This window comes from Pricia antarctica, from assembly GCF_900101815.1.
Taxonomy (GTDB): Bacteria; Bacteroidota; Bacteroidia; order Flavobacteriales; family Flavobacteriaceae; genus Pricia; species Pricia antarctica.
This window is the reverse complement of the sequence record NZ_FNAO01000002.1, coordinates 130,697-154,721: the sequence shown is the minus strand read 5'-3', so window position 1 is coordinate 154,721 and position 24,025 is coordinate 130,697. Positions and strand designations below refer to the sequence as shown.

Genomic DNA, 24,025 nt, shown 5'->3' with positions numbered 1-24,025 from the left:
GTTACCAAAAATCTTAACTAGCACGGGGCATGCAGCAAATCATCCACTTTGTCATTCGATATAAGAACTTTCTTCTTTATATCTTTCTGATGATCGTATCCCTTGGCTTTACCATACAATCGCACTCATACCACCAATCCCGCTTTTTCAATTCTTCGAACTGGCTGACGGGTAATATTCTCGAAACCTCGAACAATGTTTCTACCTATTTCGGACTCGATGCCGAGAACCAAAAACTAATGGACGAGAACAGGCGATTACGTGACCTTCTTTTTAATGTGGGCGAAATCGATTCGATTGTTATCGATTCAACGCAGCGTACGTATACCATCACGACGGGCCGAGTCATCAAAAACAGTTTTTCCGAGCCCCGAAACTATATCACTATCGATAAAGGCGAAGAGGATAGTGTAAACGGCGATATGGGAGTCATCACCAGCAAAGGTATTTTAGGCATCATAGAAAACACCTCGAACCACTTTGCTACCGTGCAAAGTATTCTGAACGAAAAATCGAACATCAACGCCAAAATCAAGAATACCGACCACTTCGGTTCACTGGTCTGGGACATGAAACGTTACGACGTGGTACAGCTCATCGATATTCCCCGTTTGGTGAAGCTTACGGTTGGCGACACCATTGTTACAGGGGGAATGAGCAGTATTTTTCCCGAAAACATACCCATCGGCACCATTCGTAAGTTCGACCTGAACAGCTCGAATAGTTTTTATAGTATCGATGTGGCGCTTTTTAACGATATGACCAATATCAAGAACGTGTATATCGTGAACAACGAATACCGTGAAGAAATAGAAGCCTTGGAAAACCAGACCCCGTCCGATGATTAGTAATTCATACTTTTTGAACGTGATCCGTTTTCTACTGCTCGTGTTGGTTCAAGTGCTGGTATTCAATCGTCTTAACTTTTTTGGGTTCATCAACCCAATGGTCTACATTCTTTTTCTTTACTGGTACCCTATCAAGGAACATAGAGCAGCATTTATAGGTCTTGCGTTTTTGTTGGGCATATCGATAGATTTCTTCTCCGACTCGATGGCACTCCACGCCGCCTCGACGTTGACCATTGCCTATATGCGACCGGCTATTATGCGTTTTGTATTTGGAGTCAACTTCGAATTTCAGAGTTTTAAATTAAGTAATACCACTCGCATACAACAAATTACGTTTTTAACGTTATTGATTATAGTACATCATTTGGTCTTCTTTACGCTAGAAATTTTTAGTTTGGCGAATTTCCTATTAATTTTGAAGAAAGTATTGGCGACCGGTGCCGTAACTTTGCTGTTATGTTTGCTGTTCGGATCTCTCTTTAGTGTGAGAAAAGAATGAAAAAGACCGAGAGTCTAGACTCCCGAAGCGTTAGTGGCCGATAGAACCAAAATGCTAGACTAAAATACGAAACCGGAAGTTTGAATTTCCGAATCCCTAAAAAAGTAAGGCGGACCAATAGCGTCACACCCATTAAAACAAAACCTTAGTTGAAAAAACTACTCCTATCCTCCATTATCGTCATCATCGGTATTACGTTTATCGGCAGGCTTTCGTACCTGCAGATTTTCAGTTTTTCGCCGGACCAGGTGTTGGAAGATCCTGCTATCAAACGTGTCTACGACTATCCCGAACGCGGCTATATCTATGACCGTAACGACAAGCTATTGGTAGGTAACGATCCTGCGTACGATGTGATGGTCATTCCGCGGGAGGTTAGGGAGCTCGATACGTTGGAGTTTTGTGGACTTTTAAAGATAACCAAAAAGAAGTTTAAAAAAGAGCTGCGAAAAGCTAGGATATATTCGCCGAGGCTCCCTTCCGTTTTTGTACCCCAGCTTTCTAAACAGGATTATGCGCAACTTCAAGAAAAAATGCGTCATTATGAGGGCTTTTACATTCAAAAACGATCCCTCAGATATTATGATACCAACAGCGCCGCCAATGTGCTTGGTTATATCAGTGAGGTCAACGAACGTGACCTGGCTAAGAACCCTTACTATGTACAGGGAGAACTTACGGGCCGAACCGGTGTCGAAAAGCAATATGAGGATGTTTTAAGGGGAAGAAAAGGCGTACAATACATTCAAAAAGACCGCTACAACCGAGATATCGGGAAATATAAAAACGGCATACTGGATACGTTGCCCGAACAGGGTTACGAAATTAATATCACTATCGACAAAGACTTACAAGAATATGGTGAACTGCTTATGCACGGGAAATGGGGAGGCATCGTTGCCATCGAACCTTCATCAGGTGAAATTTTATCCATGATATCGGGTCCTACGTATGACCCATCACTATTGGTGGGAAGAAAAAGATCCGCCAACTATAGTAAGTTACATTACGACACCATTTCTAAGCCCACGTTCGACCGGTCCATTTCTTTCGAAAAAAGTCCAGGTTCACCCTTCAAGGCGATCAACGCATTGATTGCATTACAAGTAGGTGCAATCACACCTGCTACGACATTTACGTGTAGTCATGGGTTTTTTATAGGAAGGAGTAAAAAAGGATGTCATTGCGGAGGTGGTATACGGAATCTGAATAGCGGAATCTACGAATCGTGCAATGCCTATTTCGTGGGTGCCTATAAAAAGATCTTTGAACAATTTCCATCCAATAGTGAAGCCATGGATGCTTGGGAAAAACACGTACGGAGTTTCGGTTTGGGGTCCTATTTGGGATCTGATCTTTACACGGGAAGGCGCGGCAGTGTTCCGAGTTCTGAACTTTACAACAAATGGTACGGCGAGGGAGACAAACGATGGTCGGCTACCACCACATACTCTAATGCCATCGGACAGGGAGAAGTCAACGTTACGCCATTACAATTGGCAAATATGACTGCAGCCATTGCCAATCGGGGCTATTTCTTTACACCCCATATCCTCAAAAAAATCGATGGAAAAGAAATTGACATTCCCGATTTTGTTGAGGCCAAACATACGACCATAGACAAGCGACATTTTGAACCGGTCATTCAGGGCATGGCCGATGTTTACCATAAAGGAACCGCCAAGTATCTTCAAATACCGGGTATCGAGATTGCCGGAAAAACGGGTACCGTTGAAAACTATATTAAAATAGACAGCGTAAGGACACAGCTGACCGATAACTCGGTATTCGTAGCTTTTGCTCCGGTAGACAACCCGAAAATCGCTATAGCCGTTTACATTCAGAACGGATACTACGGATCGAGATATGCCGGCCATATCGCCTCTTTAATGATCGAAAAATACCTCAAAGGCGAAATCACCCGTACCGACCTTGAAAAGAGGATGCTTGAACGTACGCTGGACCGTGAATACGCCAAGCCCTATAGCGGCAAGGAATTCAAGATCAACGAATACGATTGGAGCCAAGATGCCCTTAAGCCCGAAAAAGCCTATTTAACGGACGACTTAATACGATAAATTCATATGTCCGGTAAAAGTGTCCTTAAACGCATCGATTGGCTAAGCGTATTGTTCTACTTGCTACTGGTCACTATCGGCTGGGTTAACATTTATTCAAGTACGTTCACCGAAAACGGCGCATCGATTTTCGACTTTGGCACCCTGCACGGCAAGCAACTATTTTTTATCATTGTAAGCTTTGCATCCGTTATCATCCTGCTTGCCCTTGAAGCTAGCTTTTACGAACGCTTTTCCAGTGTTTTCTACATTGTATCGATGCTTTCATTGCTTGGCCTCTTCGTTTTCGGAAAGACTATTTCGGGGGCGACATCATGGTACGACCTCGGCTTTTTCAACCTTCAGCCGGCCGAATTCGCCAAAGTGGCCACCGCTCTGGCCCTTGCGAAATATTTGAGCGATATACAGACCGATATCAAACGGACGAAAGACCAGCTCTTCGCCTTTGTTATTATTTTGATACCCGCGATACTAATCATTCCACAACCCGATCCGGGCAGTGCCCTGGTATTTTTTGCCCTCTCGTTCGTTATCTTTAGGGAAGGGCTTCCCGTATATTATCTCGGCATAGCCCTTTTTGCTGTTCTGATATTTGTCACCACTTTGATGTTCGGTACCATTTGGATTGCCATAGCCTTGACCTTGATCATACTCGTTTTTCTTTTACTGAAAAAGAAAAAATTCAAGGTGCCGATATTTCCCTTGGCTACTGCTCTGATCGTTACCATTCTCTTTTCGCTATCCGTCAATTTTGTGTTTGAAAATGTTTTCGAGCAGCGGCATCGCGACCGTTTCTCGCTGTGGCTACGTTTGGAAAAAGACCCCGAAAAATTGGAACAGATCCAAAAAACGATTGGGTACAACTCGTACCAATCGGAAAAAGCCATCGAATCCGGCGGCTTTTTCGGTAAGGGTTTTTTGGAAGGTACGCGTACCAAAGGCAATTTCGTGCCCGAACAGCATTCCGATTATATTTTTACCACGGTCGGTGAAGAATGGGGCTTTATCGGCACGGTAACGGTCGTGCTGCTATTTACATTATTACTTTTACGATTGGTCTTTCTGGCCGAAAGGCAAAAGAACGCTTTCAGCAGAATGTACGGCTACGGGGTGATTTCGATTCTCTTTGTACATTATTTCATCAATATCGGCATGGTCATCGGCATCTTGCCCACCATTGGCATACCCCTGCCCCTATTCAGTTACGGGGGATCGGGAATGCTCTTCTTCACCATGCTCCTTTTTGTTTTTATAAAGTTGGATGCGAATCGCTTGAAGGAAGGAATTTGAAAATAAAATTCCCAATTCCATAAAGGATGGATGACGGGACATGGATATTTGAAATCAAGTTCGAATCTTGTCCGCTGTAGGAGTGTGTAAGTGTCAGGTTAAAAAAAGATTTGATATTGCAGGTTCGGAGTGAAAAATTCGGATTTGACTGCCGGCAAGAAAGGCTTTGCGCCTAGGGAGTTTCTTAAAACTTCCATTCGTCTGTGTCGACTTTGCTCTCTAACTTCGCCTCCACCTCATCCGGAAGGTTTTCGAAGAAATCGATACCCGTCCGTTTCTCGATTTCATCCACGGAAACCGTAAACTGGCGTAGGGGTTTAGTACTTTCCTTTCCCAAAAATAGAAATGCGATGATTTTGGGGTCGTTCGGTGCTCCCTTTGCTATAATCTTGTAGTAATATCGGGGCACATCTACATCCTCTTGCCCTATTTCTCGCAGGCCCGGTTCAAGAATGCCACCGGTCACAATAAAAAGTTCATTGTAGTATCTGGCCCAATCGCGTACCTGTAGTTCGAGCCGGTTCCAGACACCGGCGTTAAAATCTCGATCTTGAGGACTGATATTGCTGGTGTAGAAAGTCTCATTGTATGCCTGCTCCGAAAATCGGCGGTCGCCCGCGGGGCAAAGGTGTCCCCGATCATAGCCCGAACCTTTATAATTCCGCCAATCTGCAGATTTGGTTTTGACTTTTGGATCTTCGATAAAAAATGGACGCTTTCGTTGGTCCCGGGTCAACTGGCTCTTCTTGAGCACATAGGCAACCCATTCGGCTTGTTCGAAAGGCTCATTGTATGACAAACTATAATAACTATGATCCACAATGGCTCCAGTTGTGGAACTGGGCATGAAATTGGGAGGGATATCTATTTTTAAACCGGTATTTTCACGATCCGAGTAGGTATCGGGTGTATAAAAGTTCTCAAAAACCCAGAAACCGACGATGCAGGCGATCAATAAAATGGAATATATGGTTTTTCGTTTCACGGGCATCCCTCGTCGATTTATCGGTTATATGTAGGTTACATCAAAGATGCGGAATTTATACATGACATGGTATCCTAATTAAATCGGGATATCCATACTGGTTTAATCAGGTAGGGTTGAGTTCGGAATCGAGGGATACTATTTTCGTCAAATCCAATGTAACTAATTCCGATTGGCAGGCTTTGAGCGCCTTACAACTAAGATGCTTTTGTTAAACGGACTATAAACTTTCACGTAATTATAAGAGAGTTTCACCCGATTTTCACGACTAATGGGTTATCTTAGGATTACAAAAAAATTGAAAGACTATGCTCACTTGGAAAGATATTATACGATTCAGCACAAAAGGAAATCCCGAACCTGACCGAAAGGTCGAAAAGACGGAAGCCGAATGGCGGGAAATATTGACTCCTGAACAATTCCGGATTACGCGACAAAAGGGAACAGAGGCGCCGCATTCAGGTGCTTACTGCGAAGCCCACGAAGCTGGAAAATACAATTGCATCTGTTGTGATACGCCCCTATTCGATTCTACCATCAAGTTCGAATCAGGCACCGGATGGCCCAGCTTCCATCAGCCTATCAAAGAAAATGCGGTGAAATATATAAAGGATTCTACCTTTGGTATGATTCGCGTTGAGGCCTTGTGCAATACCTGCGATGCCCATTTAGGCCATGTCTTTCAAGATGGGCCACCACCTAGTGGATTACGTTATTGCATGAATTCGGAATCTTTGAAATTGCAGGAGGTTGGCAGTGCAGAGTTGCGTTAGCAGAGTCAGAAACCTGCCTCGAGGGTATTCCGAAGTGCTTTATCAAAACAAAAAGTACGGAGTAACCCGCACCGATTTCAACGGTGGAAAAAGCCATAAAATATTTGCGGAGGAATTGGGTGGTAAGGACTTTATTAGCCTGAATTACTATGTTACGGAAAATTCAAGATATTTAAAGCCTTGTGAAATGCCTGTTCAAAAAGTAATCGACTTTTTGGAAGGGTATCTAATACCGGCAATTTGAGTAGAACCGAGAAAATAGGTCTTGGCGGAGGTTGCCACTGGTGTACCGAAGCTGTTTTTCAATCCCTACACGGTGTGGAAGAGGTCGAACAAGGCTTTGTAGCTTCCACGGACAAAAATGATACTTATTCAGAGGCGGTTATCGTTCATTTTGAAGCTGCAGCAATCACCATGAAAGACCTTATCGAAATCCATTTGCTTACGCACGGGAGTACTTCCGACCATTCTATGCGGCCAAAATACCGTTCTGCGGTGTATACTTTCTCCGATCGACAGCGGACTAAAGCACAGGAGATTTTACAGACATTGCAACTCAATTTCGAACGACCATTGATTACCCAGGTGCTTCCATTCGCTACATTCAGACCATCCGATAGCCAATTCACTAATTACTACTATAACAATCCACAGAAACCGTTTTGCCGGAACTATATACAACCTAAACTGAAGTTGGTGTTGGAACGATTTTCAAATGCGATGGATGACGTAAAAGTAGGGCTATTTTGACCCGATCGGCTCCAGCTTAAGATGGCAGCACTTGCCGGGCTTTTCCAGTTCGGATTTCTAGGCGGATGCTTGGTCATATTTCGGCTACAACCATCGTACTATTTCTAAATAAGAATGGGTTAGTGAACCAAAATTTCCTTACAACTAGACAAATTTGAATTGTCGCAGATAAATCTAATCCTCAATCAAAAAACCCCGACACATCAGTATCGGGGTTTTTTGATTTTATATGGTGTCAACTTAACCTCAGGTCTTACCCTTTCACCGCTAGCTTACCATGCTCTAAACTGTTGCTCTTTAAATCTTGCAACACGTTCACGGCTTCCTCTACATACACATCTTTTGCGAGGTTCTTGTGCCAGCGGTCGCGTTTTTCACGAAGTACGGAATCCTTTGTAAACAAAGCTTCTTCGTATTTCAGGGATTCAAAGGATAATTTGGAATCGTATTCGGTTATGGTCTTGAAGTATTCCGATTTCTTCTTGGCCTTTTCCTCATCCTCTTTATAGGTGTCATAATTCAAGGAGATGGTCGTTTCATCCTGTTTTGATTTTAACCATTTGGCATTTTCCTCGATCAGTTTGATCTGGGAACTGTTGGCCATCCGTTTTTTACTGCTGGCTATGGTCTGGTCGTAATCGATATAACCGTTCCATAATTTATAGTTCGCCGGAGATATTTTATCCCACTGCAAAGGATTCGACTGATCGCGTTCCCCCAAATCGATGTAGCTATACTTGTCCGGAACCACAACATCGCTCTTTACCCCTTCTAATTGGGTCGAACCTCCGTTGATACGATAGAATTTCTGGGTGGTCAGTTTTATGGCACCCAAATCACCATGGTCGTTGCTGCGTACGATATTTTCCAAAGGAATCACATTCTGCACCGTGCCTTTTCCAAAAGTTTGCTTGCTTCCAATGACAATACCCCTTTTGTAGTCTTGCATGGCCGCTGCCAGAATTTCGGAAGCGGAGGCAGACAGTTCGTTGACGAGTATTACCAAGGGGCCATCCCATTGAATGCGCTCATCTTTATCGTCATAAACGTCTTTCCCTTTTCCGGAAGAACGAACCTGCACGATAGGGCCATCCTTAATAAATAATCCGGCCATTTCGACAACGGTCTTCAAAGATCCCCCGCCGTTATCGCGCAAATCGAGAATCAAGCCTTCGGCACCTGCTTCCTTCAAACGCTCGACTTCTTTTGCGACATCGGTGGCAGCGTTCCTTTCAGTGTAATCATCGAAATCAACGTAGAATTTAGGCAAGTTTATGAGCCCATATTTGTGGTTTTCTTTAATGATGTTCGCCGATTTGGCAAATGATTCTTCCAACTCTACCACATCACGGGTCAGCGAGACCACTTCCATAGAACCATCGATTTTGCGAACGGTCAAATCTACGGTAGTGCCTTTTGCGCCTTTGATCAGCTTTATGGCATCATCTAAACGCATACCGACAATGTTGATAGGCTCTTCACCATCTTGGCCGACCTTCATAATTTCGTCTCCGACCTCTAACTGTCCATCGCGCCATACGGGACCTCCGGAAATGATATCGACTATCTTGGCACCTTCCGGTTTTTTCTGCAAACGGGCTCCGATACCCTCGAACTTGCCCGACATACTTACATCAAACTTTTCTTTATCATCAGGGGCAAAGTAGTAAGTATGGGGATCGAATTCGTCAACGATGGTGTTGATATACTGTACGAACCAATCTTTACGCTCGAGATCGCTGACGAAATCGAAAAACTCGTCCAATGTTCTTTTTGTGGATTCTCGGGAAGAAATTTCCGCTTCTTTGGGGGTCATCGGTTTTTCTGTAGCTTCGTCTATGGCCGTTTCTTTCTTCTCTCCTTTTATTTCGGTCAACTCACCATCAGCGTTCTCCTTATAATCCGATTCTCTATTCACCTTCCTGATTTTGGAATCGTAGGTACCCAAAGTGGCATATTTCAACTGCTGTCTCCAACGTTCTTTCAAATCCTTTCTGGAAGCCGCAAACGGCAATTCTTCATAATCGATATCGATACTTTCCTTTTCGTTATAATCGAAAGGCGTATCGAGGACTTCCTTATAAATACTTTTGGCATCTTCCATCCTCGTAAGCAATCGGTCGTAAACCAAATTGAAAAAGGAGATATCAGTGCTTTTAATCTGGTCATCTATCTGAAATTTGAACTTCTCGAATTCCTTGATATCGTCTTCTAAAAAATAGCGTTTCGTAGGGTCGATTACATCTATAAAATCTTCAAAAACGCTGACAGAAAAATCGTCGTCGATGTTCTTGGGTTCATAATGGCCCTTTTCGAGTACGTAAGTAATCAGGTCCAATAATAATTTATCTTTATCGTCATTTTCAAAAGACTTGTTGGTAAAGCTGCAAGAAGCAACCGAAATGAGCATTACCAAAAGCGCGTAGGCAAGGTTCCTTTTCATCAATTTTTGTTTTATTTTTAACTAGCGGGTCAAGGAAATAGACTTTTTCCTTGTTGCCTTTTTCATAGTATCAATCCTCTAAGGTACTGAAAAAACCATGCCACCTTAATCCCCTGGCATTAATTTTTTGTTAAACGGAGGTGTAACCCACAATGATCCATATATTTTGTAAAACGTATTTTTGCGACATAAATTATAAGTAATGGCAAAACCTTTGATTTTGTCGCCATTTATTTTTTCTAACTCCTAACGCTATAAATTTTATATGGACATAAAAAAAGAACTACTAACTGGCTTTGTAGTGGGGATCATTGCCAATATCGTCGGCACACTTTTATACATTTTACTGTTTTCCGACCTTGGCATCGTAGAAACTATGGAAGTAGCGGTGCAGCAAGGGCATTTGGGTAGCCTACTCGCCCTTGGCGCCATTTTAAATCTCATCGCCTTTTTCGGGTTTTTAAAAATCAGAAGAGATCAACGTGCAAAAGGAGTATTGATCGCCACTATTTTGACCGCATTGATCATCGTTTACTATAAAATATTCTGAGGACAACCTATCACTCCGAACCTTTTACAAACTACTAATTCTAGATTATTTTTACAATTAAATAAAGGATACATAAATTATTTTAGACTTATCAACCCATAAATTAGAGTACTGAATTTATATTTGACATGAAGTATTACATCATATCCGGGGAAGCATCAGGCGACCTCCACGGTTCGAATCTCATCAAAGCTATCAGGGCCAAGGATGCGGATGCCGATATCCGTTGCTGGGGCGGTGATCTGATGGAAAAAGCAGGCGGTACTTTGGCGAAGCATTATAAGGAAATGGCCTTTATGGGATTTTTTGAAGTGCTGCTCAACCTACGAATGATTTCAAAAAACATCAATTACTGTAAACAGGATATACAGGAAATCAATCCTGATGTTATCATTTTCATCGACTTTTCAGGCTTTAACCTTCGCATCGCCAAATGGGCAAAAGTAAAAGGCTTTACCACCAATTATTACATCTCGCCCCAAATCTGGGCTTCGCGTGAAGGCCGGATAGCCGATATAAAAAGGGATATCGATGCGATGTACGTTATCCTTCCTTTTGAAAAGGATTTTTATGAAAAGAAACATAACTTTCCGGTTAATTTTGTGGGCCATCCGCTACTCGATGCCATTGGCGATCGAAAAAGAATGGATTCCAAAAAATTCCGTGAGGAGCATCATCTGAATCCCGAAAAACCCATTATCGCCCTATTGCCGGGCAGCCGCAAACAAGAAGTGCATAAAATGCTCAACATCATGCTCTCGATCATCGGCGATTTTACGCAATACGAATTCGTGATTGCCGGTGCACCTAGTCTTGATCGGGAATTTTATGAGCCTTTTCTCACCGATCCGAACGTTAGTTTCGTGCACAACAAAACGTATGATCTATTGGAAGTCTCGTATGCCGCATTGGTAACCAGCGGTACCGCTACCTTGGAGACAGCAATCTTTAAAGTACCGCAGGTCGTCTGCTATAGGGCGAACTGGATATCATACCAAATCGCCAAACGCATTATCACACTCGACTATATTTCATTGGTCAACCTAATTATGGAGAAAGAGGTGGTCAAAGAACTGATTCAGGACGAGCTGACTACCGAAAACCTTAAAATAGCCCTTTTTAAAATTCTAGATGGTCCGACCCGAAAAAACCAGTTGGAAGCTTATGCTATTCTTGAAAAAAAGTTGGGAGGAAAAGGTGCCAGTGAAAAGACTGCGGATTTGATATATGACACTATTTCGCAAAATAAATATAAATCCCGATTACGATAACGCATACGGCAATTCCCACTTGGTTGACGTACCGATAGGGCTTGATATCCACCTTTTTGGTATACTCCAATTCAAAAGGTTCGCTTCGGGGCCATATTTTCCCGATAATCAGCATTAGAACCATGTTCAAAACGAATAAAATGGCCATGATGTGTATATAATGCGGATACGCTTCGGCTTCGATAAGATTTAACTGCCCGGGGTCGGTAATTCCAGATGCTTTAGCCGCCTCCAAAGCACTTTCCTTTAGATTGGGACCTATGAAAAATTGGCTTATGATATATAAAATCGAACCTGAAAAGATACCGATTTTAGCTGCAATGGCAGGTACTCGTTTAGTGGCATAGCCTATCACAATTATGGTAAAGATCGGAATACTGTAGATACCGTTTATTTCCTGTAGATAATTGAACAAGCTTCCGGCATTGGCGATCAGGGGCGCGATTAACATGGCGGCCAAAGCCAGACAAACACCGAATATCTTTCCGTATTTGACCACGGTTCGCTCCGGGGCTTCGGTATTGATATGTTGCTTATAGATATCAATACCGAACAGGGTCACCGAACTGTTGAGCACACTATTGAACGAACTCAAGATGGCACCGAACAAAACCGCGGCGAAGAAGCCTACCAAAGGTTTTGGCAAGACCGCCCGCACCAATTCGGGATAAGCGAGGTCACTTGATGCCAAGCTACCTTCAAAATAGTAATAAGCGATCATTCCCGGAAGTACCAGTATCAATGGCCCTAAAATCTTTAGAAAAGAGGCCAATAAGAGTCCCTTTTGCCCTTCGGCCAGATTCTTGGCCCCCAATGCCCTTTGTATGATCTGTTGATTGGTGCCCCAATAAAAGAGCTGTATCAACATGATTCCCGTAAAAATCGTAGAAAATGGTACTTCTTGCCCAGGATTTCCCGTAGAATCAAATCTTTCGGGATTGGCCGAGACCAACGTGTTGAGCCCCTCGAGAACGCTACCGTCCCCAATGGCCATCAGGCCGAAAACGGGAATCATGATACCCCCTATGATCAGTCCCACTGCATTGATACTATCGGAAACGGCGACCGCCTTCAATCCTCCGAAAACGGCATAAATTGAACCGATAATCCCGATACCCCATATACAGATAACCAAGGCCGTGGAATCTCCCACCCCCAACAGGGTGGGAACATCGAACATGCCACTAATGGCGACCGACCCCGAATATAGAATGACGGGCAAAAGCACGACCACATATCCGGTCAGGAAGAGGCCCGAAGTAATGGTTTTGGTGGCCACATCAAAACGCCGGGCCAGAAATTGGGGTACCGTCGTAAGGCCTTCCTTCAGATATCTCGGCAATAAAAATATGGCCGTGATCACCATGGCAATGGCCGCAAGGGTTTCCCAAGCCATGACGGACAATCCGTCCTTATAGGCACTTCCGTTAAGACCTACGATCTGCTCGGTCGAAAGGTTTGTCAACAACAAAGATCCCGCAATGACGCCCGCAGTCAGGCTTCTACCGCCTAAAAAATAACCATCGGAAGAGGTTTCGTCAGTGGTTCGGGTCGCGAGATAGGCGATTACGCCAACAAGAATCGTAAAGCCTAGGAAAGAAAGTATGCCTATCATGGGTCGTATTGGTTTGATGTGATTAAGATGGATAAATATAGGGGTTGCATATGGATTTTGGTATAAAATCGAAATGATTTTGCTGAATTGGGCGACACCGCCCGAATTATCCTTCCATTGGATTAGGATGGATACCTTGCTTGGGGTAAATTTGCGCAAGATTTATGCATTTGATGAATTGGGGTGAATTATTGCAAATCTATGTCAGCAACGAGGTCTACGCACTAAATGACTGATCGCTCTTTGTTTATGGTATGTTAACACGCCAAAACGAGCGGAGAATCTATTGAAAATGCCTAAATAAATTGTAACTTGCACCCTGCATTTTCTTAATAAGCAGGCGCAATACACAACCTAAATCCGTTAGCCAACTGATAGCTAAGTAGCCCTTAAAATCATTATCCCGATCAAAAATAGAGGCACGACGGCGCAAACAGAAAAATAGAGTACCGATGAAAAAGTTATTTATTTTAATCGCCATTACGGCTGCATTGGCCTCTTGTAGCAAAGAACAGAAAACCGAGCCGATTACGATTTCCCCAGAAGAATTGCACGGTTCTATCGATAAGGTCACTGAAATCATGATCCACGATATTTTTTCGCCGCCGGTGGCCAGTCGAATATACGCCTATCCCAATATTGCCGCTTATGAAATTGTGGCCCAGAACAACGACGAATACCAATCTTTAGTGGGTCAAGTACATGGCTTGACCGCCATTCCCAAGCCCGACCTTTCTAAACCCTTTAATTACGAAATGGCGGCACTTGTGGCGCATATGGAACTTAGCAAACGTTTGATTTTCTCCGAAGAAACAATGGAAATCTATCGCGACAGCTTGTATGCGGACTGGGAATCCAAAAACCCGGAAATGTTCAAAGACTCTAGGGACTTTGGTCTCAAAGTGGCGGACCATATCGGCGAATGGATGAATAAAGACAATTATCCGCAAACTCGTACCATGCCGAAATTTACGGTAGACGCTGATAATGCCGCACGCTGGCAGCCGACTCCACCGGCCTATATGGATGGACTGGAACCTCATTGGGACAAAATCCGAACCTTTGTGATCGACTCCGCCCAGCAGTTCAAACCAGCGCCCCCGGCCGAATTTTCACTGGAAGAAGGCTCCGATTTTTATAAAGAGCTGAAAGAAGTTTATGATGTAGGCAATGAAATTACCGAAAAAGGAGACGAATCCGAAGGCATACAAATTGCCAAATTTTGGGACTGTAACCCCTACGTTTCAGTAACCCGCGGCCATTTGATGTTTGCCACCAAAAAAATTACCCCAGGCGGCCATTGGATCGGAATTACCAAAATCGCCTCAAGAAAGAGCAAAAGCGACTTCGATAGAACGGTATACGCCTATACGAAGACTTCTATGGCCATCGCCGATGGCTTTATCAGCTGTTGGGCGGAAAAATATCGCAGTAACCTGATCCGGCCCGAAACCCTTATCAACCAGCACTGGGACGATAATTGGAAGCCGGTGCTGCAGACCCCGCCCTTCCCCGAATATACCAGTGGACATTCAGTAGTCTCCGGGGCGGCCGCTATTGCACTTACCAGCATTTTCGGCGACAATTTTGCTTTTGATGACGATACCGAGACCGCTTTTGGCCTGCCTGTACGCAGCTACAAATCATTTAATGATGCTTCAGCGGAAGCGGCCATCAGTAGAATGTACGGGGGCATTCACTATCGTATGGCCATAGAGGTAGGCTTAACTCAGGGTCGTAAACTGGGGAAATTTGTAGTCGATAATTTAAAGATGGAGACCGACCGCTCCGTAGCCGCCAACAACAAAAAAAATACGCTGTAACAAATCAGGCGCCGCAAGCTCCACCCCGATAAATTAAAGTAGTAAACTTGGAGATGTTTAATCCGATTGCAGTATGAAATTGACCGGCAAGGTTTGAGCGAGGCACGAGCGATACGTGTAGGTCAAATCAAAACCCAAACCCGAGTTCAAATGAAAATCGCAACCCGTCTTCACTATTAAAAAGCGCCCCCATTGCCGTTAAAAAATCCGCACCTTTAAAGAAAAACGCACCGCCGTAGGAGGTATGACAGATGTTTGAACTTTCAGTACCTTAGCACTCCTGAAAACCTTTTTCAAAAAATGTCTTCGAACTCCCGATTATCACGTGCCTTTAAGAATGCCAAAAGGATATCCTTTGACGATAACTCGAAATTCATCCTTTTCAGTGACTGCCACAGAGGTGACAACAGTTTTGCAGACGATTTTGCCAACAACCGCAATATCTATCACCACGCCCTGACCTTTTATTATAAAAACGAATTTCAATACTGCGAAATAGGTGATGGCGACGAGCTTTGGGAGAACATCCATTTTGAATCCATCTTCGAGGCGCACAAAAATGTCTATGGGCTGCTTCGCAAATTCCACCTCGAAAAGCGGTTACATATGATCTGGGGCAACCATGATATGGTTTACAAAGATCCTGACTATGTAAAGGCACATCTTAGCAGTTATTTTGAACCTATCGACGGCGAATCTAAAGAGCTTTTCGAGGGGATTACCTACAACGAGGCCGTCGTACTAAAACACGAACAAACACAACAAGAGATCTTTCTGACCCATGGCCATCAAGGTGATTGGTGGAACTATACCTTTTGGCGCTGGAGCCGTTTTTTGGTGCAGATACTCTGGAAACCTCTTCAAGTTTGGGGCATACACGATCCTACGAGCCCCGCCAAGAACTACACGGAATTGATTAAAATAGAGAGACGAATCAAGAAATGGATACTACAAAACGACGAACAGATTACGGTCACCGGCCATACGCACCGTCCTCGTTTTCCCGAACCCGGCGATATTCCTTTTTTTAACGATGGAAGTTGCGTGCATCCCCGAAGCATAACCGGTATAGAAATCGAAGAAGGAAAAATCTCGTTGATCAAGTGGCAAATTGCCACCACAGAAGACGGCACGCTGAGGGTAGTCCGCGTTTTGTTGGAAGGCCCGCAGAAATTGATAGACTATCGGAAGGCAAATTGAAATTTAGATCCTACCATTTGGCGTGCCGAGCACTTTGGCTGCCTATTCGTTCCTTTCAGGCGCTCAACATAAATCGCATTCAAGTGTCAAATTCCACATTTGCTACGCCGAACATTTCGGCCGCCAGCTATTTTCGTTAAGACGGCCGCTCAGCATATATTGCAATCGACACGCTTTATTCTAATGTCGCTGCCGTTCCGCGTTCAGCGCAAAAATTCATTACTTTTGCCTTCAAAAAAGATTCCAAATGAAAAAAGTTTTCTGCATCTCCTTAATCTCCCTTTTATTCATCTCCTGTTGGAAGGACAAGAGTCCCGAAGACCTCATTCGCCTAAAAGATAAGTTCAAATCACAGGTCAGCGCATTCGAAAACAAGAAAGAGAACGCCAATAAAAACGTTAATAAAGGTCTAGAATCTCTCAATGCCCTCAAAAGCGCGCTCGAGGAAACCAAGAACGAGGATAAAGAATTCGCCAAGGTCTACGGCGATTGGGAAAAAGTAAACAGGCGTGTCGAAAACCTCAACGACGAATATAAAGATCTCAAAGAAAAAGCCGCCAACCTTTTCACGGCCATGGAGACCCAGACCAATAGCCTGAGTGATAAGACAGCCAAAAAAACCTTATCAAATGCCATCGAAAAGGCTCGCTCTAAATACAATGGCATTTTGGCCAACACCTCGAAGGCCATCGATAAATTAAGGCTATTACACGGCGATGCCGTTGAGGTCGTCAAAGCTCTTGAAGTAGCGGCTGCACTAAACTCATTCGATAATATCAACGACCAGATGAAAGGCATCGAGGGCCGTGTCGACGGTATCATGCAAGAGTTGAACGTCGCTGTCGTAGAAAGCAAGAAATTATATGAAAAGAAGATTACGGAGTTAGGTGATGAATGACATCTTAACCACAAGTACTATATCCCGAATATTTTCGCATCAACAAAAAAGGTTGAGTTTACGTCGATTTCATGATCTTCGTTGATAACTTCGTCCGTTACCGTGTTCAAGCGTAGATTGAATTCGTCTTTTTTAATGTATTCCTTCAAATCGATATCCAAAACATCGACATCCAAGGTACTTCCCGCATTTTCATCAACATCCTTTTCGGCAATCTTGATTTCATCAAGTCCTTCAGCCGAGATAAAGACTTCGATGGTTTTAAGGAAACTGAAGTCCGCATTGGTTGGAGCGGTTATGACCATTTGCAGTTTGGTCAGTCTAATTTCTTCAATCAGGTCTTTTCTAGTATCGTTTACCTCGAACTGGGACTCGGAGTTCGTCTCCATGTCGGGCGTTAACATATTAAAAGGCAAATTGATACCTGTCGCCCCGGGAACGACAACCTTGCTATTGTATTCTAAATCGAACTTGGTAAGCTCATCGACTTTGTCACAGCTGCTTATGGTAAAAAGGAGGGTTAAAAACAGGAAAATATTACGCATTAGTGAAGGTTTTGGAGTTATGATGTAGTTCACTAACGCTTTTAAACCTGATATATTTTGAAGCTATAAGGGAAAAGAAATCCCTTACTCTGCTTTCTTCCAAATATCTTCGGCATCTAACCGTACGAGCGTTTTCAAGTCCATTATTTTGAATCGCCCCTTAAAACTTGATGTGGGAGGCCCTTCCAAATAGAGGACGTTACTATCCTTAATGACGTAATCAAACCTGCGAACTACATCGATTCCACCATATGAAATATCGACTTCATTCTCATTTATAAACTCCAACCACTCGATGCAATTGATTTCTGGGTTATCACCGTTATCGCAATTTGGAAGCTCATGGGTAAACCGCCCCTGCAGTTCAAGGTTGGGATTGACACAACATTCTGTCCGCTCGCAAGACATAATTAGCCCTGCTATTACTCCTATAAAAATATATTTCCCCATAGAATTTTATTGTACCACTGTTTAAGAAACCCATAGATAAATCATCTGTTCAATTTTTCATTGTTCGTTATCCCATTCCAAAATTATCTCATAACCGTCGGCAGCCGTATTACCTTAACAATTGTCGACTTCTACCATTGCACGAATCGCTTCTTTCAGGTTATCCATTTTTCAGTTTTCAGTTTTTAGCATAGGTCAATACTGTTTCGTCATCAATTAAATCGGGATTATCAATAAATATCAATTTAAGGGTAGATTCTTTTATTTCAAAGATATAGGAACTCTTGTCATCAAAGGTAATCTGGTTTTTGCTCAAGGAAAAATCATGAGATCCGGAACTCCTAAAAAATGTTAGGTCATCAGTATTTTCAGCGGTTACGCGATTTTCCTTCGAATCAAAAGTTAGCGTGTGTTCGCTGTAATCGAAATCAGGTCCGACTCCACATGCGAAACATATAGCATCGATAAGCACCCATTTACCATCCAGAGTTACGTTCGTTTCACCGTCATCATTTGAACAGGAAACTAAAACACCAAAAATCATATACAAAACAACCAGACTTTTCATAATATATTCGTTTTCCTTATTAGATGAGGAAAATGAAAAAGGTTGCGTACTAAAGGACTATTAAAACAAAATAATTCTTCTTTCCCCGCTGCAGCAGCACAAATTTATCATTGATCAGGTCAGCGCTGGTTATCACGTAATCCGCGGTGACTTTTTCTTTGTTGACCGAGATAGAATTCTGTTTCAGCTCCCTTCGTGCCTCGCTGTTGGATGCTAAAAAACCGGTCTTATCGGCCAGGGCACCGATCATATCAAGTCCGTTTTCAAGTTCGGATCTCGATATTTCAGCCTGCGGCACTCCGTCAAAGACATCGAGAAACGTCTTTTCATCCAGTTTTTTGAGGTCTGCAGATGTGGATTTTCCAAAAAGGATGTTACTGGCTTTCAAGGCATTGTTCAAATCATCTTGGGAATGCACCATGACCGTGATTTCTTCGGCCAGTCTTTTTTGCAGGATGCGTAGGTGGGGCACTTCTTGGTGTTCGTCGGTCAATTTGTCGATTTCTTCCTTGGTGAGAAACGTAAATATCTTGATATATTTCTCAGCATCGGCATCGGAAACATTCAGCCAGTATTGATAAAATCGGTAGGGGGATGTCCGTTCGGCATCCAACCAGATATTGCCGCCTTCGGTCTTTCCGAACTTCGTGCCGTCGGCCTTGGTGATCAAGGGGCAGGTCAGGGCGTAGCCTTTTCCGTTAGCGATTCGGCGGATCATTTCAGTACCCGTCGTTATGTTTCCCCATTGATCGCTACCGCCCATTTGCAAGGTACAATTATGGTTTCTGTACAGGTGTAGAAAATCATAGCCCTGCACCATTTGATAGGTGAACTCGGTGAACGACATCCCTTCTTTGGCTTCAGAGGTAAGCCGCTTCTTGACGGAATCCTTTGCCATCATATAGTTGACGGTGATATGCTTGCCCACGTCTCGGATGAAATCCAAGAACGAAAAGTCCTTCATCCAATCGTAATTATTGACCAGAACGGCGTTGTTGGCAGCATTGCCGGAACCCTTGGCGGTGGTACTGTCAAAATCCAGAAAACGCGACAATTGTTCCTTTAACGCCTGTTGATTGTGGCGTAGTGTGGGTTCATCCAAAAGATTACGTTCCGCGGACTTGCCGGAAGGATCGCCGATCATACCCGTAGCGCCACCGATAAGGGCGTAGGGTTTATGCCCAGCCAATTGAAAATGGCGTAGCATCATCACACCGACCAAGTGGCCGATATGTAATGAATCTGCGGTCGGGTCGATACCTACATATGCCGACCGCATTTCTTCCAACAGATGTTCTTCGGTTCCGGGCATGACGTCGTGCAGCATACCCCTCCATGTCAGTTCTTCTACAAAGTTTGAAGGCATTTGGCTTAAGTTCTTAAATTAGGGTGCAAATATCCGAAAAAAGAACAGAGAGACGAGATTAGAGAGAATAGACTTTGATATTGAATTCATTTAAGCTTTTTTGCCTACAAAAAAACACATTTTGCACCCTCATTTCGTCACTTTTAACAACCAAAGCTCTACTATACTTACAAAAAATGGCATTATAAGGGCACAAAACCCGAGTTTTTCGGTTCCGGACAAAAAGTTTGAACGCGTTCATTTTGCACTTCTTACCTCTAACCCCGTACTTACTATTTTCCTATTCCCTAACTTTGAAACATGATATTGGTAACCGGCGGTACAGGTTTGTTAGGGGCTCATCTTTTGCTAAAATTAGTGGAAGCGGGTCATTCGGTGAGGGCCATCCACAGAAAGGGAAGCGACCTTAAAAGGGTAGAAAAAGTCTTTGGTTACTATAGAAAGGATGCCAAAGAACTTTTTGATGCTATAGCATGGGTCCTAGCCGATATCAATGATATTCCAGCTCTCGAAATCGCTTTCAAAAATATCACCCATGTGTACCATGCCGCAGCCCTGATCTCTTTCAATCCCGAAGACCTCAAAAAACTGCAAAAAATAAATACCGAGGGCACGGCGAACATCGTAAACCTCTGTATCGCCAACAACGTAAAAAAATTGTGTTATTCCAGCACCATTGGGGCAATCGGCAGGAGTATCGATGGCAGTACTACGAACGAAGAAACTCCGTGGACGCCCCAAGAAGCCAATGTATACGGACTCACCAAACACGCCGCCGAAATGGAGGTCTGGCGCGGATCTCAGGAAGGGCTGCCCGTAGTCATGGTCAATCCCGGGGTAATCGTAGGCCCGGGATTTTGGGACAGCGGTAGTGGAGCGCTTTTTACGACCGCCCTCAAAACATATGGGTATTATCCACCAGGTGGAACAGGATTCATTTCGGTGCTTGACGTGGTAGCCATGATGATCGACTTGATGCAATCGCCCGTCAAAAACGAACGCTATATCGCGGTCACCGAAAATTGGACCTATCAAAAGATACTCGGTGAAATAACACAGGAATTGGGGATAAAATCGCCAACAAATGAACTAAAATTTTGGCAACTGGAAATCGGACGATGGCTCGATAGCCTAAGGAATCTGTTTCTCAAGAGCGGTAGAAGCATCACAAAAAGCCATATCCGATCCCTAAAAAACCGACAGATTTTTGACAACCGGAAAATCAAAGCTGAGTTAGATTTTGAATTCCGTTCCTTGAGGAATGAAATTCGATTCTGCTGTGAGAAATTTAGGGAAGAGAATCTTTGACTTTATCCAAATTGGTTTTGCCATCCTTGTTTTCAAGTTCACTTATTCGCAGGCTATCAGTAACCTTTTTTTCCTCTTCAAGAACCTTGGTCTGCTCTTCGAGTTTCGATTCCACCTTTTTATAGATTTTTTCATACGCTATTGGTAAAGAAGCGTAATAGCGGTCACTCTCGACAAACTGAAGGCTATCGATTCCGTGTTTTTCGAAAATATAGGCCATAGGTTCGATATCGTGCTCCTGTAATAGGGCTACGTTCGTGATTTTGGCGGCATTGACAATGGCGAGATCCGTAAGCACTTCGACCATCTTATCCTCGGGGATAAGGTTATCGGGCTTCTTCAGGAGGTTATCGTTGCAGGAAAGCAGGGAGATAATCAGAATGGACGCATATAACTTTTTCATGTAATCAAACTTTGGGGTGGCATTTTGACAGGTATCTTCCCTTTTTTCACCTATCAAAAGTCAACCGTTTCGCATGCCGTTCGGTGGAAAATTTCCCATTTTCATAGGCTAAATGCCCGTTGACAAAGGTATGGGTAATTTTCGACCGAAAGGTATTGCCCTCAAATGGAGACCATCCGCATTTATAGACGATGTTTTCTTTGGCTACGTGCCATGGGGAATTCAGATCAACGGCCGTCAAATCGGCAAAATAGCCTTCCCTTATATATCCGCGTTTTTCGACTTGGAAGAGGATGGAAGGGTTATGGCACATTTTCTCCACAATTTTTTCTAGGGTTATTTTTTCTTCGTGATATTTTTCCAAAATCGCAGGTAGGGCATGTTGAACTAATGGACCTCCGGAGGGTGCCTTGGTGTAGACGTTGTCCTTTTCCTCGATCGTATGCGGGGCATGATCGGTGGCGATGACATCCAATCGGTCGTCTAGTAGGGCTTGCCAAAGTTGGTCGCGATCTTCCGCGGTTTTTACAGCGGGGTTCCACTTGATCAAAGCGCCTTTAGTTTCGTAATCAATATCGGAAAACCAAAGGTGATGGATGCAGACCTCGGCGGTAATTTTTTTATCCTTTAAAGGGATGTCATTTCGGAAAAGCTCCGTTTCTTTTCCTGTGGAAAGATGGAAAACATGCAAGCGCGCCCCGGTCTTTTTCGCCAGTTCGATCGCTTTTGAGGAGGATAGATAGCAGGCCTCGGCACTCCGTATCTTGGGATGATATTTTATAGGGATATCGTCTCCGAATTCCTTCTTGTATTTGGCCAGATTGCGCTTGATGGTATTTTCATCTTCGCAGTGTGCCGATATCACCATTTCGGTATTTTGAAAAATCCGTTCGATGACCGCCTCATCATCAACCAGCATATTGCCGGTCGAAGAGCCCAAGAACAATTTTACCCCGGAACAGGCATTTTTGTCCAATCGCTTTAATTCCTCCAAATTATCGTTGGTGCCTCCAAAGGGAAAGGAGTAATTGGCAAACGAACTCTTGGCGCCTAATTGGAATTTCTCCTCTAGTTTCTGTATGGTGGTCGTTTGCGGATTGGTATTGGGCTGTTCCATATAGCTGGTAATGCCTCCGGCAACGGCCGCCCGACTTTCGGACGCGATATCGCCTTTATGCGTAAGTCCCGGTTCCCGAAAGTGCACCTGATCGTCGATAATCCCGGGCAAGAGATGCTTTCCCCCTAAATCGATGACTTTGGCGTTGGCATCCGAGATATCGGAATCTATTCTGATAATGAAATCATCCTCTAGCAGTACGTCACTATCGAAGACGTTGTTCTCGTTGACAATCTTGGCATTCTTTAAAACGATCTTTCCCATAAACACCTGCTATAAAAATTTAGTGAATCTCAAACCGTCTCAAAATCCATCCCTTTTAAACAGACTCCTTATTTTCATCATAAATACACCAAAAATAGCCTCCCGAACAATCGAGCCGTTCATTTTGGATTTCCCTTTTACCCGATCTCGGAAGATAATGGATACCTCTTTGATATCATAATTTTTAAGATACGCCCTGAACTTCATTTCGATTTGAAACGCATATCCCACAAAACGCACGGAATCAAGATCGATGTTCTCAAGCACATACCGTTGATAACAAACAAACCCAGCGGTCGGGTCGTGTACGCGCATACCCGTAATTATCTTTACGTAGAACGAAGCCCCGTAAGACAAAAGTACCCGGTATAGCGGCCAGTTCACTACATTGACCCCTTTCTTATACCGTGACCCGACCGAGACATCGGCACCGTTGACACAGGCTCGATATAATCTTTTCAAATCTTCGGGATTGTGTGAAAAATCAGCATCCATCTCGAAAATATAGTCGTATTTTTTGGCGATGGCCCATTTGAAACCGTGAATATAGGCCGTGCCCAAGCCGGATTTTTCCATCCGGGTTTCCAAGAACAATGTATCTGAATACTCTTTTTGCATCTCCAGCACCTTCGCCGAAGTGCCGTCAGGGGAGTTGTCGTCAACGACAAGTACGTGAAAATCCTTGTTCAACGCAAAAACTGCCCCTATAATGGCCTCGATATTCTCGATCTCATTATACGTGGGAATAATGACCAGGCTGTCGGACATCGAATGCATTGCTTTAGGAGACTAAGAAAAAGTCTTCTGACAAAAATAAGGTTTTACTACCGCTAAGAAAACGGCAAGCTATGAATTGTGAAACTTTTATACTCGTGCTATGCAAAGCCATACTACGGTTTTGCATTTTAACGCCGTCAAAGTGAAAAAGAAAGAGACTAAAACCCGAATTCCTAAATGGCAGGAGTATGAATATCAGAA

22 protein-coding genes are annotated in these 24,025 nt (G+C 43.6%); 12 read left to right on the top strand and 10 right to left on the bottom strand.

The window, feature by feature from the left end:
* Positions 1 to 29: 29 nt before the first annotated feature.
* The 4 genes from mreC (at position 30) to rodA (ending at position 4,718) form a co-directional block, all read left to right on the top strand.
* Positions 30 to 848 (top strand): rod shape-determining protein MreC, encoded by an 819-nt coding sequence (mreC, locus tag BLT07_RS03510; protein ID WP_091865865.1) that lies wholly within the window; start codon positions 30 to 32, stop codon positions 846 to 848.
* Positions 841 to 1,350, top strand: a complete 510-nt coding sequence (locus BLT07_RS03505; protein WP_091865863.1) for a rod shape-determining protein MreD — start codon at positions 841 to 843, stop codon at positions 1,348 to 1,350. Before mreC ends, BLT07_RS03505 begins: the two co-directional genes overlap by 8 nt.
* 149 nt (positions 1,351 to 1,499) lie before the next feature.
* Positions 1,500 to 3,428 (top strand): peptidoglycan D,D-transpeptidase FtsI family protein, encoded by a 1,929-nt coding sequence (locus tag BLT07_RS03500; RefSeq protein WP_091865861.1) that lies wholly within the window; start codon positions 1,500 to 1,502, stop codon positions 3,426 to 3,428.
* Between the two features lie 6 nt (positions 3,429 to 3,434).
* Positions 3,435 to 4,718 carry a rod shape-determining protein RodA gene (rodA, locus tag BLT07_RS03495; RefSeq protein ID WP_091865859.1) on the top strand — a complete coding sequence of 428 codons (1,284 nt, stop codon included), beginning with the start codon at positions 3,435 to 3,437 and terminating at the stop codon, positions 4,716 to 4,718.
* Positions 4,719 to 4,902: 184 nt separating this feature from the next.
* Here the strand turns inward: rodA and BLT07_RS03490 are convergent, their stop codons facing one another.
* Positions 4,903 to 5,709: a DNA/RNA non-specific endonuclease gene (locus BLT07_RS03490; protein ID WP_091865857.1), complete on the bottom strand. Its 807-nt coding sequence runs from the start codon at positions 5,707 to 5,709 to the stop codon at positions 4,903 to 4,905.
* Positions 5,710 to 6,011: 302 nt separating this feature from the next.
* On the opposite strand from BLT07_RS03490, the gene msrB reads away from it, so the two are divergent.
* Both msrB and BLT07_RS03475 read left to right on the top strand, forming a co-directional pair.
* The gene (msrB, locus tag BLT07_RS03485; protein WP_091865855.1) at positions 6,012 to 6,476 is read left to right on the top strand and encodes a peptide-methionine (R)-S-oxide reductase MsrB; all 465 of its coding nucleotides are present in this window, start codon (positions 6,012 to 6,014) and stop codon (positions 6,474 to 6,476) included.
* 240 nt (positions 6,477 to 6,716) lie between these two features.
* Entirely contained in the window at positions 6,717 to 7,226 is a 510-nt protein-coding gene (locus BLT07_RS03475; protein WP_091865853.1) for a peptide-methionine (S)-S-oxide reductase, read from the top strand.
* A 253-nt stretch (positions 7,227 to 7,479) separates the two neighbouring features.
* Here BLT07_RS03475 and BLT07_RS03470 read toward each other — a convergent pair whose 3' ends face one another.
* On the bottom strand, positions 7,480 to 9,669 hold the full coding sequence (locus BLT07_RS03470) for a carboxy terminal-processing peptidase (protein ID WP_091865851.1): 2,190 nt from the start codon (positions 9,667 to 9,669) through the stop codon (positions 7,480 to 7,482).
* 265 nt (positions 9,670 to 9,934) lie between these two features.
* Here BLT07_RS03470 and BLT07_RS03465 point away from each other — a divergent pair, with 265 nt between their 5' ends.
* Both BLT07_RS03465 and lpxB read left to right on the top strand, forming a co-directional pair.
* Positions 9,935 to 10,219, top strand: coding sequence for a hypothetical protein (locus BLT07_RS03465; RefSeq protein ID WP_091865849.1), 285 nt, complete (start codon positions 9,935 to 9,937; stop codon positions 10,217 to 10,219).
* 128 nt (positions 10,220 to 10,347) lie between these two features.
* Positions 10,348 to 11,490 carry a lipid-A-disaccharide synthase gene (lpxB, locus tag BLT07_RS03460; RefSeq protein ID WP_091865847.1) on the top strand — a complete coding sequence of 381 codons (1,143 nt, stop codon included), beginning with the start codon at positions 10,348 to 10,350 and terminating at the stop codon, positions 11,488 to 11,490.
* Here the strand turns inward: lpxB and BLT07_RS03455 are convergent.
* A complete protein-coding gene (locus BLT07_RS03455) occupies positions 11,453 to 13,105 on the bottom strand; it encodes a solute:sodium symporter family transporter (RefSeq protein WP_091866461.1) in 1,653 nt (550 codons plus the stop codon). The genes lpxB and BLT07_RS03455 overlap by 38 nt on opposite strands.
* Positions 13,106 to 13,557: 452 nt before the next feature.
* On the opposite strand from BLT07_RS03455, the gene BLT07_RS03450 reads away from it, so the two are divergent.
* From BLT07_RS03450 to BLT07_RS03440, 3 genes are all read left to right on the top strand, one after another.
* Positions 13,558 to 14,928 carry a vanadium-dependent haloperoxidase gene (locus BLT07_RS03450; RefSeq protein ID WP_091865846.1) on the top strand — a complete coding sequence of 457 codons (1,371 nt, stop codon included), beginning with the start codon at positions 13,558 to 13,560 and terminating at the stop codon, positions 14,926 to 14,928.
* 300 nt (positions 14,929 to 15,228) lie between these two features.
* The gene (locus BLT07_RS03445) at positions 15,229 to 16,128 is read left to right on the top strand and encodes a metallophosphoesterase family protein (protein WP_091865844.1); all 900 of its coding nucleotides are present in this window, start codon (positions 15,229 to 15,231) and stop codon (positions 16,126 to 16,128) included.
* Positions 16,129 to 16,375: 247 nt separating this feature from the next.
* Positions 16,376 to 17,026: a hypothetical protein gene (locus BLT07_RS03440; RefSeq protein ID WP_091865842.1), complete on the top strand. Its 651-nt coding sequence runs from the start codon at positions 16,376 to 16,378 to the stop codon at positions 17,024 to 17,026.
* Between the two features lie 17 nt (positions 17,027 to 17,043).
* Here the strand turns inward: BLT07_RS03440 and BLT07_RS03435 are convergent, their stop codons facing one another.
* The 4 genes from BLT07_RS03435 to tyrS form a co-directional block, all read right to left on the bottom strand.
* Entirely contained in the window at positions 17,044 to 17,571 is a 528-nt protein-coding gene (locus BLT07_RS03435) for a hypothetical protein (protein ID WP_091865840.1), read from the bottom strand.
* Positions 17,572 to 17,655: 84 nt separating this feature from the next.
* A complete protein-coding gene (locus BLT07_RS03430; RefSeq protein WP_091865838.1) occupies positions 17,656 to 18,021 on the bottom strand; it encodes a hypothetical protein in 366 nt (121 codons plus the stop codon).
* Positions 18,022 to 18,199: 178 nt separating this feature from the next.
* Positions 18,200 to 18,589 (bottom strand): hypothetical protein, encoded by a 390-nt coding sequence (locus BLT07_RS03425; RefSeq protein WP_091865836.1) that lies wholly within the window; start codon positions 18,587 to 18,589, stop codon positions 18,200 to 18,202.
* A gap of 49 nt (positions 18,590 to 18,638) precedes the next feature.
* Complete coding sequence (tyrS, locus tag BLT07_RS03420; protein WP_091865835.1) at positions 18,639 to 19,955, bottom strand: tyrosine--tRNA ligase; 1,317 nt, start codon at positions 19,953 to 19,955, stop codon at positions 18,639 to 18,641.
* Between the two features lie 300 nt (positions 19,956 to 20,255).
* Here tyrS and BLT07_RS03415 point away from each other — a divergent pair, with 300 nt between their 5' ends.
* Positions 20,256 to 21,263: an NAD-dependent epimerase/dehydratase family protein gene (locus tag BLT07_RS03415; protein ID WP_091865833.1), complete on the top strand. Its 1,008-nt coding sequence runs from the start codon at positions 20,256 to 20,258 to the stop codon at positions 21,261 to 21,263.
* On the opposite strand, the gene BLT07_RS03410 is transcribed toward BLT07_RS03415, so the two are convergent.
* The 3 genes from BLT07_RS03410 to BLT07_RS03400 are packed head-to-tail and all read right to left on the bottom strand — an operon-like array spanning position 21,244 to position 23,815.
* On the bottom strand, positions 21,244 to 21,666 hold the full coding sequence (locus BLT07_RS03410; protein ID WP_139205095.1) for a DUF4296 domain-containing protein: 423 nt from the start codon (positions 21,664 to 21,666) through the stop codon (positions 21,244 to 21,246). The two genes, BLT07_RS03415 and BLT07_RS03410, sit on opposite strands and share 20 nt — an antisense overlap.
* A 46-nt stretch (positions 21,667 to 21,712) precedes the next feature.
* Positions 21,713 to 23,047 (bottom strand): dihydroorotase, encoded by a 1,335-nt coding sequence (locus BLT07_RS03405; protein ID WP_091865829.1) that lies wholly within the window; start codon positions 23,045 to 23,047, stop codon positions 21,713 to 21,715.
* A gap of 39 nt (positions 23,048 to 23,086) precedes the next feature.
* Positions 23,087 to 23,815, bottom strand: a complete 729-nt coding sequence (locus BLT07_RS03400; protein ID WP_091865828.1) for a polyprenol monophosphomannose synthase — start codon at positions 23,813 to 23,815, stop codon at positions 23,087 to 23,089.
* Positions 23,816 to 24,025 lie beyond the last annotated feature (210 nt).